Origin of the sequence: Pseudoalteromonas sp. HF66 (assembly GCF_011806445.1) — a bacterium.
Classification (GTDB): domain Bacteria; phylum Pseudomonadota; class Gammaproteobacteria; order Enterobacterales; family Alteromonadaceae; genus Pseudoalteromonas; species Pseudoalteromonas apostichopi.
Genome location: NZ_JAATOU010000001.1, coordinates 291,755 through 303,902, shown reverse-complemented (window position 1 = coordinate 303,902; position 12,148 = coordinate 291,755). Strand labels below are relative to the sequence as shown.

The 12,148-nt window shown below is 40.3% G+C and carries 14 protein-coding genes; 3 read left to right on the top strand and 11 right to left on the bottom strand.

All coding sequences use genetic code 11. From position 1 onward, the window contains the following. Positions 1-46: 46 nt before the first annotated feature. The 3 genes from HCZ11_RS01275 to HCZ11_RS01265 form a co-directional block, all read right to left on the bottom strand. Positions 47-352 carry a hypothetical protein gene (locus HCZ11_RS01275; RefSeq protein WP_167657407.1) on the bottom strand — a complete coding sequence of 102 codons (306 nt, stop codon included), beginning with the start codon at positions 350-352 and terminating at the stop codon, positions 47-49. A gap of 146 nt (positions 353-498) precedes the next feature. After that, entirely contained in the window at positions 499-1,014 is a 516-nt protein-coding gene (locus tag HCZ11_RS01270; RefSeq protein ID WP_167657406.1) for a zf-TFIIB domain-containing protein, read from the bottom strand. 20 nt (positions 1,015-1,034) lie between these two features. Further along, complete coding sequence (locus HCZ11_RS01265) at positions 1,035-1,622, bottom strand: DUF4202 domain-containing protein (protein WP_167657405.1); 588 nt, start codon at positions 1,620-1,622, stop codon at positions 1,035-1,037. A 255-nt stretch (positions 1,623-1,877) separates the two neighbouring features. On the opposite strand from HCZ11_RS01265, the gene HCZ11_RS01260 reads away from it, so the two are divergent. Further along, positions 1,878-4,307, top strand: coding sequence for an EAL domain-containing protein (locus HCZ11_RS01260; protein ID WP_217702823.1), 2,430 nt, complete (start codon positions 1,878-1,880; stop codon positions 4,305-4,307). Here the strand turns inward: HCZ11_RS01260 and HCZ11_RS01255 are convergent. Continuing rightward, positions 4,282-4,746, bottom strand: a complete 465-nt coding sequence (locus tag HCZ11_RS01255) for a thioredoxin (RefSeq protein ID WP_130052893.1) — start codon at positions 4,744-4,746, stop codon at positions 4,282-4,284. The two genes, HCZ11_RS01260 and HCZ11_RS01255, sit on opposite strands and share 26 nt — an antisense overlap. Before the next feature lie 154 nt (positions 4,747-4,900). Here HCZ11_RS01255 and HCZ11_RS01250 point away from each other — a divergent pair, with 154 nt between their 5' ends. Further along, on the top strand, positions 4,901-5,467 hold the full coding sequence (locus tag HCZ11_RS01250) for a DUF3365 domain-containing protein (protein ID WP_130052894.1): 567 nt from the start codon (positions 4,901-4,903) through the stop codon (positions 5,465-5,467). Positions 5,468-5,542: 75 nt separating this feature from the next. Further along, a complete protein-coding gene (locus HCZ11_RS01245; RefSeq protein WP_054553514.1) occupies positions 5,543-5,878 on the top strand; it encodes a zinc ribbon domain-containing protein YjdM in 336 nt (111 codons plus the stop codon). Positions 5,879-5,945: 67 nt separating this feature from the next. Here HCZ11_RS01245 and HCZ11_RS01240 read toward each other — a convergent pair whose 3' ends face one another. The 7 genes from HCZ11_RS01240 to HCZ11_RS01210 all read right to left on the bottom strand — a co-directional run bounded on the left by HCZ11_RS01240 (position 5,946) and on the right by HCZ11_RS01210 (position 12,089). Next, on the bottom strand, positions 5,946-6,350 hold the full coding sequence (locus HCZ11_RS01240; protein ID WP_167657403.1) for a hypothetical protein: 405 nt from the start codon (positions 6,348-6,350) through the stop codon (positions 5,946-5,948). Between the two features lie 24 nt (positions 6,351-6,374). Continuing rightward, positions 6,375-7,349, bottom strand: coding sequence for a hypothetical protein (locus HCZ11_RS01235; RefSeq protein ID WP_167657402.1), 975 nt, complete (start codon positions 7,347-7,349; stop codon positions 6,375-6,377). Positions 7,350-7,551: 202 nt separating this feature from the next. Then, positions 7,552-8,760 (bottom strand): organoarsenical effux MFS transporter ArsJ, encoded by a 1,209-nt coding sequence (gene arsJ, locus HCZ11_RS01230; RefSeq protein WP_167657401.1) that lies wholly within the window; start codon positions 8,758-8,760, stop codon positions 7,552-7,554. A 5-nt stretch (positions 8,761-8,765) separates the two neighbouring features. After that, a complete protein-coding gene (locus tag HCZ11_RS01225) occupies positions 8,766-9,776 on the bottom strand; it encodes an ArsJ-associated glyceraldehyde-3-phosphate dehydrogenase (protein ID WP_167657400.1) in 1,011 nt (336 codons plus the stop codon). Between the two features lie 2 nt (positions 9,777-9,778). After that, positions 9,779-10,279 (bottom strand): dual specificity protein phosphatase family protein, encoded by a 501-nt coding sequence (locus HCZ11_RS01220; protein WP_167657399.1) that lies wholly within the window; start codon positions 10,277-10,279, stop codon positions 9,779-9,781. A gap of 13 nt (positions 10,280-10,292) precedes the next feature. After that, positions 10,293-11,315, bottom strand: a complete 1,023-nt coding sequence (arsB, locus tag HCZ11_RS01215) for an ACR3 family arsenite efflux transporter (RefSeq protein ID WP_130052901.1) — start codon at positions 11,313-11,315, stop codon at positions 10,293-10,295. 9 nt (positions 11,316-11,324) lie between these two features. Further along, positions 11,325-12,089, bottom strand: coding sequence for a metalloregulator ArsR/SmtB family transcription factor (locus HCZ11_RS01210; RefSeq protein ID WP_167657398.1), 765 nt, complete (start codon positions 12,087-12,089; stop codon positions 11,325-11,327). Positions 12,090-12,148: the final 59 nt, after the last annotated feature.

Here is a 12,148-nt window from a genome sequence, read left to right as displayed (position 1 = left end):
CTAACATGCAAATAAAGCCTGTATCTTAGTTGGTACAGGCTTCTTATTAAGCTAGTTTAAAAAATACGATTGCCGATACAAGCACCAACCCCACATAGGAAAGAAATAAAATCCCAGCTTGGCGATGTTTTCTTGCATTCGCTCGCACTGTTTCGTTTTCTGTGGAATTTAAAAGTGCTAAACCCTTTGTAGACACAAACACCATAGGTACTTTTAAAAATCGCGGTGCACCCAGTTGTTGCCACAGTTCAGGCTCTAAAGATTTAACCGATTGATAGTATTTATATTCAGCACTAGCAGCATAAAGCATTAACAGCGCCCACACTGAAACCAATATTATTGTTATTAGCATAGGTTACCTGTTCAATTTATTTAATTAGTTTAAAGTTTATGTCATCGCCTATAAATCACAACTCTGTAAACACTTTTAAATCGCGAGGTTTAGAAAGATAGACAGATCCGCGAATAAGTTCAGCTTCAGGTGTTTTATATAAGTTATCAGTCATTCAAAATCGATAAATACGCAAGTTCTGCTAGTTTTTCTAATGATGACGTTGCATTAGACTCAGGCTTTTCAGCATGTACTGAGTAACGCCTTTTGGGAATTTTAACTTGAATAAAACCCTGATTATTGGCCATATCAATACGCAGCATTTCACGCTCTTTTGGGGTTAAATGATTTTCATGGATCTTTTCAAGCTCGCCATGATCAAGCCAAATAGCCGCACAGTTTGGACATTCGTCTATTTCAACCACTTTTAAAGGCGTGAAAAAGCGTCGCATCATCACCACGTCAGGGCATTTAGGGCAATTAATTCGCTTTTCTAAATCAACCTGTTCTATTGGCAAGGTTTGTAAATGAGCCACCAGCACTTGCGCTGGCTTTAAACTCGGATCGCTAAAGTGAAATATTTGTCGGTTATCAAAAAATATCCCACCACTTTTTGATAAATACACGTTAACATCGCCAATGCTCACAGCTTCAAGGGCTGTTTTAGTACGCGGGCAGAGCATAGTACATCCTTGTTTTACAATTAATTTAGCGCTTTTGTTATTAACGGCTTAAGCGGCTCAGGTAAGCTGATGTTACCAGCTAACACAAAGTCATGTGCTTCGTTTGACATCTTTTGCCAGGTTTTACGAATAATACCCAGCCATTTTTGCTCATCGTAATCAGGCTTACTACTTGCAAAATCCAGCATGTAATGTTCTATAAACACGAGACTTGCGATATCCTCAATCAGTTGGCTATCTGGGTTTCGTTTTATATTCTTTTTCGCTACTGCTGCGTATACACGCTCGCATTCTTCCGGTGAGTAACCCGCCTTTTTCATAAGGGCTGTTACACGCTCTGCATGAAAGTCATATAAAGCAGTGCGCCATTGATAATAACCTTGCTTACCCATAGGGAAGTCGCTGCGAGGAGAGCGCCAGCGTTCAATATGTTGCCCTCTAGCAGCAATGTGCATTAACTCATCAGCTAAAGGATTAAAACGATTAAGCATATCTGTCATACGCATCGCATAGAGTGACTCTTTTGCTAGCGCTTGTTCGTCTTGTGTAACACGATTTGGATCTGCAGCATTCGCTACATCTATAGCTTTAATAACGGCTTGGTACATAGCATTTATCTTAATATTGTTTGCAATCTATTGTATTTAGGTACAATTATTTTTCTAACATGCTAAAAATTCATCTTTAATTCCTAACACTTAGCTAGACAACCAGATAACCCTAAACTAGTATTTTTAAAGGTAAGTTTAATACTTAAATATCTACTTCATATAGAGATACTATTGCGCAATATTATATATTTTTCACCGTTATTTACTTCTTTTTTTCTTAGTTTCTGTTTGTTTTCGGTTATCACGTTTAAAGTGTTTTACGATAGACAAGAAATGCATGAAATAGAGAAAATTACAGCACTTAACAGTTACAGTCGCAACCTTGAAAAAGCACTCAATAGCGCATTCCTCGGCCCCTACCTTGTTCGTGCGGCAATGCGTGACTTTGCATACACTGAAACTGAATTCGAAACCCTAGCTACAGAGATATTAACTCATAGTGACGGCAGTCAAACCATCCAACTAGCACCAAAGGGTGTAATTCAATATACCTATCCACTTAATAGTCACGAGAGTGTAATTGGTGTCGATTTATTCAAAATACAAAGTATTCAAGACTCATTACAAAGAGCCATTAATACTAAAAAAATGCAAATCGATGGGCCAAAAGAGTTGGCTCAAGGTGGCCAAGGCTTAGTAGCAAGATTACCAATTTTTGATCAAAATGAGTTTTGGGGGTTTGCAATCGTGGTGCTGCGCTTTCCAGAGTTTATCGCAAATTTACCACCTGACTCGACTTCTCATCCTCACTTGTATGAAGTTTGGCAAAAAACAGCTGATAGTTACACCCCTCTTTTAAATAATCACCTTTTTCAACAAAACGATTGGACAACCTACAACCTCGATGTTGAAAATCAACAATGGGTTGTCGGCATTAAAGACGAGTTTGCTTATCGCACGCATGTTGAATTTTTAGTGTTATTACTCATTGCTCTGCTATTTTCATCGGTTAGTAGCTATTTAATTACCATTACTTACCGGTTACGAGAACATGAACAAAACCTAGAAAAGTTAGTACAAAAACAAACTTTAGAGCTCTCAGAGCAAGCGCTTGAGCTTAAACAAGCTCAATCACTTAGTGGTGTGGGTAGTTGGCACTTATCGCCTAATAAAAGCATTAGACAGTTATCAACACAAGCTGTGGCATTATTTCAAGAAGAAACCAAAGAACAATCAATTGATAATGTCTGTAAAAAAATCGATAGCTTTTATAAAAACACATTTTTAAATTTTATTAATACTAAGCCAAGCAGTCCGACCGAAATTGAGTACACAATTAAACTTAATGGTGAAAAACGCTGGTTTCATGAACACGCTGAATGGAACCCAAAAACCAACACCTTAGTTGGTACGATTGAAGACATAAGTGCAGAAAAACAACGTCAGCACGAACTATACCAGCAAGCACACTTTGACCCTGTCACTGGACTTGCTAACCGTCGTTACAGTGAAAAGTATATAGCAAGCATATGCCCAGAAAATCATTACTCTAGTGGCCTTACTTTATTGTGCGCCGAGATCAAAGGCTATCGTCAATTAGAAGATATTTACGGTCAAGATTACTTAAATGAACTACAAACGACCATTGCTAACCGGCTGATTGCATTTTCTGACTTGCTCCAAGCGTTTTGCGCGCATATAAAACCCGGCTGTTTTTTAATATTGCTAAAAGAGGCCATTTTTGACGACAAGCTCGCTGCCCTATTAGATAAATTTCAGCATCAGGTCGGAGGCATTATTGAAACCGCTGGCAGCGCTCATTTTTACCATTTATACATTGGCGTGGGCTATCCGCATTTACAAAACATCGATGCTGCTGAGCAAATAAATACTGCACTTATTGCGATGAATGAATGCCCCCGCACGCAAAAGCCATTCACAGTCTACAGCCAATCGCTCAAAGATAAGCTCATTGCACAAAGTAACCTTGAAAGTGATTTACGTCATGCCCTTGCGGCCAACGAACAGCTAAGCATGGTGTATCAACCGATTGTAAACACCTTAGATGGCACACTAATTGGCTGTGAAGCGCTTGTACGTTGGCATCACCCTGTTAGAGGCTTTGTGTCACCTATGGAGTTTATTGCCATTGCTGAGCAATCAGAGCTCATTAATTTATTGTCTCGCTGGATTGTTGCTAAAGTTGCTAAAGACTGCCATCGCATGGTTAATAACGACATTCATATTAAAGTGTCGATAAACCTGTCGCGTAAACAGTTTTCTGACGTGCACTTAGTTAAACGACTAAGTAAAGAAAAAGCCAAACTATTTCCTGCAAATCAAAAAATAAACCTTGAGATCACCGAATCAGCCCTATTTCAAAATACCCAGTACGCGATAAACCTAATGCATGAGCTTAAATTAGCGGGTTTTAATTTATCTCTCGATGACTTTGGAACGGGTTATTCATCACTGTCATCGATTCAGCAGTTTCCGCTGGATAACGTTAAGATTGATCGGGCTTTTATCTGTAACTGCGTAGATAACCCGAAAGATGGTTTATTTTTACAAACAATGAGTGATTTAGCCCATCAACTCGATTTAACGATTACCGCAGAAGGGGTCGAAAGCTCAGAGCAATGGCAGTTGGTGAGTGATAAAGGCATTGATTATATTCAAGGTTACTTAATTTCAATGCCCTTATCTATTGATGATTTTATAGCGTTTGACCCGGTTGCGTAAGATCCAAAGCCAAGCTTTGTTTTGGCTTTTCGATCATACGGGTAAGCTCTTTTTCGCCATCAAGGACAATAATGGTTGGTGTATACATTAAGTCATACTGTTTTGCTAACCCTGCAGGGTCTAGCTTGTCGTAGCCAACGGCCACTAATTTAAGTGAGCCTAGTTGCACCTTTGCTGTATCAAGAAGTTTAAGAAAACGTGGCACTTCACGTTTTGAGTCATGACACCAAGTGCCTAAAAACACCAAAACTTGCTTCCCCTGCAGTGCTTTTATAGTGCTTAACTCTTCCTCGCTCGGTGTGTATTCATCGTACTCTTCACTAAATGCAGAGTAGTCTTTAAGTAAGTCATCACGACTTATCTCTCCACTGTATGGAGCGGTACCTGCAAATGTGAGAGCTGAAAATAACAGAGCGGCGATATAAATTAGTTTTTTCATTTTTTTGTTCTCAAAATATTTTTCTCACCATAACCAATTTAGCAGCAACACTCCAGTAGGCTTTGTGCTAAGAATAGTTATTTTTGCAGGTTACATTGGCATGTAAAGTAAAAACGAACTACTATATTAGATATATCTAATATAAGGTTTTATTATGCTTGCTTTAAGAACATTAATCCTCTTCACCGCGTTACTATCGCCTACTCTTTACGCCGAAACAAAATCAGCTAACCTAGAAACTCAAGCAGCTGAGCGAGCAGCTGAGTTTGCCACTACGCTTAAATCAGCATTGGGAGCCGCAATCAAACAAGGCGGATTAGTTGAAGGAATTAACGTGTGTAAAATGCAAGCCCCAGCCATTGCCGAGAGCTTATCAACTGACGGTTGGACTGTAGCGCGCAAAAGCACTAAAAACCGTAATCAAAATAATCAACCTGATGACTGGGAAGCTGAAAAAATCGCCCAGCTACTCGATATGATCAGAAACACTGAAAGCATCGACAATGTGGCTTTTTCAACCAATAAAGATGGTCAATTTCGCTTTGCTAAAGCGATAAAAATCGCGCCAGTTTGCCTCAATTGTCATGGCCAAACAATTGCGCCAGAAGTAAAGCAAGCGCTTAGCGAGCATTACCCAAATGATTTAGCCACAGGCTATCGGCTTGGTGATTTAAGAGGAATATTCTCTATTACCAAAACACTCGAAACGTCTGAGCCATAAAATATATGCCTTGTACTCGCATAGTTTGCTCTCAGCCATTAAAATACCCTTTTAAAATCAACCATGGTGCCATTTATGTCTTTTCCACCTTGCCCACAATGTAACTCTGAATACGTGTATGAAGATCAAAACAATTTAGTATGCCCAGAATGCGCTCATGAGTGGGATCCTAATGCGGTTGATACTGATGATGTGATCAATGTAAAAGATGCTAATGGCACTTTATTAGCTGATGGCGACAAAGTGACCGTTGCGAAAGATTTAAAAATTAAAGGCAGCTCACAAGTGATTAAAATTGGTACCAAAGCCGTTATCCGCCGCGTGTTAGATAAAAAAGACCACGAGTTAGACTGTAAAGTTGATGGCGTAGGTGAAATGATGGTAACCGCTAAGTTTGTAAAAAAAGCCTGATAGCATCATCAAAATTGTTATATATTGCTGCGAATAATTACGCAGCAATCTCAATAAGCTAATTTTATTAATAGCCAAACTTTTCAACAACAATCCCTGTTACTTCACAATGTTCGCAGCTCAACTCCCAACCAGCAGCCCAGGTGGTTGCACTAAGATCTCCCGCGCAAAGAGGGCAAACTTCGCCAGCAAAGGTGCTAGGTGTAATCTCTTTAGCTTGCTTTGAAAACGGTCTTAAAAACCAAAGAATATTATCATCGATACTGATGGTTAGATCGTGGCGTAACGTCTCACAATAAGCATTAAACACCGCTTGTTTGTACTGCTTTTCGTGCTCAGCAGATTGGCTGGCATAAACATTTAACGCATTCTCAATGTCTTTTAGCCGCTCGGGCCATACTTGTGCGTCTATGTTTGTTTTGCAATCTATCAGCTCATCAAGTGTGTAACTTGCATAGTTTGGTTCAATCATAATTGCCATCCTTGCTTTGGGTTATTAATTCTTTGGGTATAGCGTACCATTTTGCTTTATTTGCAAAAGCCATTGATCATATAAGTTGTTCGCAATACTCAGCTCTTCATCTGAAAGTGTCGGGTATTGTCTTTGCTCAAACCACGCATAACGATTATACACATCGTTATTTTGCGTGATTTCCATAATGAGTCGATTTATAGCGTAGGCTTTTGCTGCGCTATGCTCACCAACTTGTTCGCTGTAATACATGCTCGCTAAACTCATCAACGCTTGTTCACTGCCCTGCTTCGCTGCTTGCTCTAAAAATACGGTTTTACGCTCTTTAAAACTATCGCGATTTTTGATGAACTCGGCACGTGACAACTTCTCAGGAAATTGCGACTTCATGTAAAATTCGGGAGTTAGCGCAGCAAACGTTTGCTGCGCAAAGGCAGAGCCCTTTTCTGCTGCCATTACCAAATAACGGTAAAAAGACCGCCGCGTTGCTAAATCTACCCCTTGGCAATACTCATATTTTTCTAAAGCACGGTTTTGCGTATCACCAGCATCGCTAAACTCATAGCTTTCGGCTAATGTTGCTTCAAGGGCCTGTTCATCTAAAGGCGCATTAAAACAATACTTAAGATTTTGTGCGATGAGGTAGTTAGCCTCCACATCACCTTGCTCAGCGCGTTGCTTTAGCTCTGTAAAATGGTCAATTAACACACCATCAAAACGCCATTTCGGTGCATTTTTGATAATAAGTTCACGGCTGTCATTAACTTCACTCCCTTGCTCAACAGATTCATCAGCTAACAAACTCGTGGCAGGTACGCTTACTTGCTCCTCAACCTGATATTGAGCTTTTGTACTATGTGCATTTATTTGTTCTGAGCTAGTTGTTATTGGAGCGGCTGTTTGAAAAGAATATTTATATACAAGCACACCTAACACCAATAATGGAGCCACTATTAAAAATGGCTTTTTTCCTCGCTTAACAGCAACGTACTCAAACATAACAACCTACTTACAACTCTTGTTTCCAAGTAAACTACAAGAAAACAAAGATTAAAGCGAAATTTTGTTAGATAAAGGGGTTTTTATTTTCAGCATCTAATTTTTGACAATCTCATTAAGGCTTAGAAATTAACTAATCGCTGGCTCTAATAAAGATAAGTAACCCAAGGTAAGCAAGCTTTCTTGCTTACCTTGGGTTTAACTAAATTTGTTTTGGTAATTTAGTCGAAATAAGGGCGGTAATAACAATAAATAACAGTGAGATAGCCAAACAGGCTGCTAAGCCATAAAGCTGAAACACTAAGCCCGACAACACAGTACCAATTAAGCGACCCATGGCATTGGCCATATAGTAAAACCCGACATCAAGTGATACGCCATCGGCATCAGCCATGCTAACAATTAAGTAGCTGTGCAAAGATGAGTTAATTGCGAATAACACGCCAAATAACATCAGCCCGCCTATCAGCATTGGTTTTACAGCCCACTCAAAGCCAATAGCAAGGGCAATGGCTAATGTGACTAAAGCAAGCAATGATGCCCACTTTATTGTTTCTGCACTCGGTGATGTTTGCTTATTAAGCTTAATGATTTTAGGAGCAAAAGATTGCACAATTCCATAACCAATGATCCACGCAGCTATAAAAGCCCCCACAGTCCAATGGTCCCAGCCAAAGGCCTGTGATAAAAACACGGGTAGTGCAACAACAAACCAAACATCACGCGCACCGAACAAGAACAACCTTGCTGCCGACAAAATATTGATTGAGTCGCTTTTTGAAAATATCTCGTTAAACTTAGGCTTGTTTTTGGCTTTACCTAAATCATTTTTAAGTGCATAAAGACTAAAACACCACACCACCAGCAAAGTGGCAGCCATCGCGAGCATTGCGCCTTTAAACGACATCAATGTCAGTAGTAAGCCACCCAAAAAGAAGCCCACACCTTTTAAGGCATTTTTAGAGCCCGTAAGTATCGCTACCCATTTAAACAAGGTGCCTTCTTGGCCACTGGCAACCAGCATTTTAATTGAGCTTTTAGCACTCATTTTATTGAGATCTTTTGCAATGCCCGACAGCGCTTGCGCCAGCATCACATAGGCTACACTTAGCCATTCAGGGGGGACTGCCAACATGAACAAGGCTGCAACCTGTATGGCAAGGCCAATGTTCATGGTTTTGTTTAAGCCAAGCCTTGCGCCTAAATAGCCACCTACTAAGTTAGTAACAACACCAAAAATCTCATAAAACAAAAACAGCATGGCAATACTCAAAGGCGAGTAGCCAAGCGCATGAAAATGCAGTACCACCAACATTCTCAATGCGCCATCTGTAAGCGTAAATGCCCAGTAATTCCCAGTGACAATTAAGTACTGCTTTATATCAGCGGGAAGGTTAGCCAAACGCGTCATTCATTTTAACCTTTCAGTGATAACGCAACTTTACGGGCAAGTTCGGCGGTACGGTTTGCATAACCCCATTCGTTATCGTACCAAACATACAGTTTAACTTGTGTCTCGTTCACAACCATGGTTGATAATGCATCCACAATGCTTGAGCGTGGATCAGTTTTGTAATCAATAGAAACAAGTGGCTTTTCTTCATAGCCTAAAATGCCTTTTAGCTCACCCTCTGCGGCTTCTTGCATCCATTGGTTAATTTGCTCAGCCGTGGTCGGCTTCTCGACTTCAAACACACAGTCAGTGATTGATGCATTCGCTAAAGGCACACGAACCGCATGGCCGTTTAATTTGCCTTTAAGTTCAGGGAAAATATGTGTAATCGCCGTTGCAGAGCCAGTTGTAGTTGGGATTAAGCTCATGCCACATGCGCGAGCACGGCGTAAATCTTTATGCGGTGCATCTAAGATAGTTTGCGTATTGGTGATATCGTGAATAGTGGTCATTGAACCATGTTTGATACCAATTTTTTCTTGCAATACTTTAACTACTGGCGCTAAACAGTTGGTAGTGCATGATGCGGCAGTAACAATATTGTGTTGCTCTACATCGTATAAATCATCGTTTACACCCATCACAACGTTCAGCACACCGTCTTCTTTTACAGGCGCAGTGACAACAACTTTCTTCACACCTTGTTCAAGGTAGGCTTGCAGCAACTCGGTTTTTTTCATCACGCCAGAGGCTTCAATTACGATATCGCAACCAGACCAATCAGTATCTGCAATCGCTCTATTTTGCGTAACGTTAATTTTGTGGCTATCAATGATCACCGCATTATCGTTACTTTCAACCTCATGCGGCCAAATACCGTGTACCGAATCATATTTTAGTAAGTGAGCCAATGTCGCTGCATCTCCCGCAGGGTCATTAATTTGCACAAACTCAACGTCGTCCCATGCAAACGCTGCTCTTAGCGATAAACGACCCATGCGGCCAAAACCATTAATGCCTACTTTAATTGCCATTGTTAAGCTCCTACTTTTTGAAAATTGTCGAAAAATGAACGTTGTATAGGGTTATGCAACGATTTGGGGCGAATAGCCTGCACTTGATTAATTATGTCGTTTTTAGCATAGCCAAGCTCATGCATTAATAAACCAATAACTAAACCTGTACGGCCTGAGCCGCCTTTACAATGCACAGCCACGCTGCCACCATTTTTTATAATGGCAAGAATCTCGTCTAGGTGCTTGGTAAATGCGTGATTAAACGCCTCCTTAGGAGCGTCATCATCAACAATTGGTAACTGAAACCAGCAAAGCCCCATTTTCTCACATTCGCTTGCAAGCTTTTGTGCACCATTTTTAATAAGCTCTTCATCGTACATCAGAGTAATAATTGCTTTTGCACCTGCCGCTTTTAAATCAGCCACAGACTGTGATAAGCCAACGCCTTTTGTGCCAGGGCAAGGGGTAAAAATAAATGCCCCAGTTTCTAGCTGTAAAGTATCAAATGGATGTGAGTGCATTATGATTCCCCAATTACTCTTTAAACCAATGTGTTGTTTTATTAACGATTGCAACCAACGACAACATCACAGGTACTTCGACCAACACCCCAACAACGGTTGCTAATGCTGCTCCCGAGTGCAAACCAAATAATGAAATAGCCACTGCGACAGCTAACTCAAAAAAGTTAGAAGTACCAATTAAACATGCTGGACCTGCAATATTGTGCTTAAGCTTAAGTTTTAGAGCGATAAAATAGCCGATCACAAAAATACCGTAAGTTTGCAAAACAAGCGGGATGGCAATCAGTACAATGTTCAGCGGTTGGGCTAATATGGTGTTTGCCTGAAACCCAAACAGCAAGACCACTGTGGCCAATAAGCCAACAACTGAGTACGGTTTAATTTTCTCTAAAAATGACTGCACAGCAGCTTCATTTTGTGCTGAATTATTGAGAGCTTTTCGTGTTAATACACCAGCTATTAGTGGCAACAACACATACAAAACAACCGAGATCATCAATGTGAACCAAGGCACATGAATATCAGACACCCCAAGTAATAAACCTGCGATGGGCGCAAACGCAAAAATCATGATGATGTCGTTCACAGACACTTGAACTAGTGTGTAATTTGCATCGCCTTTAGTCAGCTGTGACCATACAAACACCATAGCCGTACAAGGTGCGACACCGAGTAAAATCATCCCTGCGATATATTCTTGCGCCGTTTCAGGGCTAACGAAATCAGCAAATAACCCTTCAAAAAATAACCAACCTAATGCGGCCATTGAAAAGGGTTTGATTAGCCAATTAATGATTAAAGTGAGAATCAGCCCTTTAGGGTTTTTACCTACTTCTTTAATCGTTGAAAAGTCAACTTGCACCATCATTGGATAAATCATTACCCAAATAAATAGCGCAACAACTATGTTTACATGCGCGATTTCTATTTTGGCTATGAGTTCAAATAAAGGCGGAAATACAACGCCAAGCCCCACACCTATAGCAATTGCGCTAGCAACCCATACAGATAAATATCGTTCAAAAACACCCATTTTCAGTCCTTAATTACAGCAACGAGCAACACGAGTTGGGCGATCATCACCCATCGCATTTAGCCTTGCTAGCTCGTTTTCAATGAAATTCGGCTCGTTTACAACTGTCGAGGTAATTATTTGTTTCATCCACAAAGGCAGTGTCGGGTTTAAAGAGTAAAACACCCACTGTTGGTGTTTTCTATCCGACAAAATGCCCTGTTTTTTAAGTTGCGCTAAATGCCTTGAGACCTTTGGCTGACTATGCTCGTTAAGTGCGGTCATGAGTTCGCATACACAAACTTCTTGCTCAACCGCAATAAGTAATAAACTTTTTAGGCGAATATCATCAGCAAGCGCTTTATAAAATAAAGTTGGCGAAATTGATGTGATTTTTTCTTTGCCATGGGATTGAACGAACTGTTTGATTCGCTCATTGAGCTCTTGCAAAGTTTTTTCAAATGCGTGTGGTTCTGGGCGCGTTTTAGGGTCGACAAAATCCCATGCAAGACATTGGCTACCATTTACTCGATTGGCACATTCTTTCGCCGCTTGATCGCACAATGTAATTACATAATCAAAATGCATGTTAGTCACATCGTTTAAGTGCTTTGAGTGTAAGCCATCTATTTTAAGGCCAAAATGATCAATCGCAGCAAGAGTGCGAGGGTCTACCGCAAATGGTTCTGTGCCAGCACTAAACACCTCAAACTCACCTTTTCCGTGATGTTTGAGTAATGCTTCGGCCATAATTGACCGTGCTGAGTTTTCTGTACATAAAAAGAGAACTTCCATGACCACTCCATAACAATTTATTTATATAATAATTTTGTTATATTGTTAAAGCAAACCTT

What these genes read in the sequence shown, in the direction of transcription:
- HCZ11_RS01275 (WP_167657407.1), bottom strand. Translation starts at nt 352, where the DNA reads ATGCTAATAACAATAATATTGGTTTCAGTGTGGGCGCTGTTAATGCTT.
- HCZ11_RS01270 (WP_167657406.1), bottom strand. Translation starts at nt 1,014, where the DNA reads ATGCTCTGCCCGCGTACTAAAACAGCCCTTGAAGCTGTGAGCATTGGC.
- HCZ11_RS01265 (WP_167657405.1), bottom strand. Translation starts at nt 1,622, where the DNA reads ATGTACCAAGCCGTTATTAAAGCTATAGATGTAGCGAATGCTGCAGAT.
- HCZ11_RS01255 (WP_130052893.1), bottom strand. Translation starts at nt 4,746, where the DNA reads ATGAAAAAACTAATTTATATCGCCGCTCTGTTATTTTCAGCTCTCACA.
- HCZ11_RS01250 (WP_130052894.1), top strand. Translation starts at nt 4,901, where the DNA reads ATGCTTGCTTTAAGAACATTAATCCTCTTCACCGCGTTACTATCGCCT.
- HCZ11_RS01245 (WP_054553514.1), top strand. Translation starts at nt 5,543, where the DNA reads ATGTCTTTTCCACCTTGCCCACAATGTAACTCTGAATACGTGTATGAA.
- HCZ11_RS01240 (WP_167657403.1), bottom strand. Translation starts at nt 6,350, where the DNA reads ATGATTGAACCAAACTATGCAAGTTACACACTTGATGAGCTGATAGAT.
- HCZ11_RS01235 (WP_167657402.1), bottom strand. Translation starts at nt 7,349, where the DNA reads ATGTTTGAGTACGTTGCTGTTAAGCGAGGAAAAAAGCCATTTTTAATA.
- arsJ (WP_167657401.1), bottom strand. Translation starts at nt 8,760, where the DNA reads ATGACGCGTTTGGCTAACCTTCCCGCTGATATAAAGCAGTACTTAATT.
- HCZ11_RS01225 (WP_167657400.1), bottom strand. Translation starts at nt 9,776, where the DNA reads ATGGCAATTAAAGTAGGCATTAATGGTTTTGGCCGCATGGGTCGTTTA.
- HCZ11_RS01220 (WP_167657399.1), bottom strand. Translation starts at nt 10,279, where the DNA reads ATGCACTCACATCCATTTGATACTTTACAGCTAGAAACTGGGGCATTT.
- arsB (WP_130052901.1), bottom strand. Translation starts at nt 11,315, where the DNA reads ATGGGTGTTTTTGAACGATATTTATCTGTATGGGTTGCTAGCGCAATT.
- HCZ11_RS01210 (WP_167657398.1), bottom strand. Translation starts at nt 12,089, where the DNA reads ATGGAAGTTCTCTTTTTATGTACAGAAAACTCAGCACGGTCAATTATG.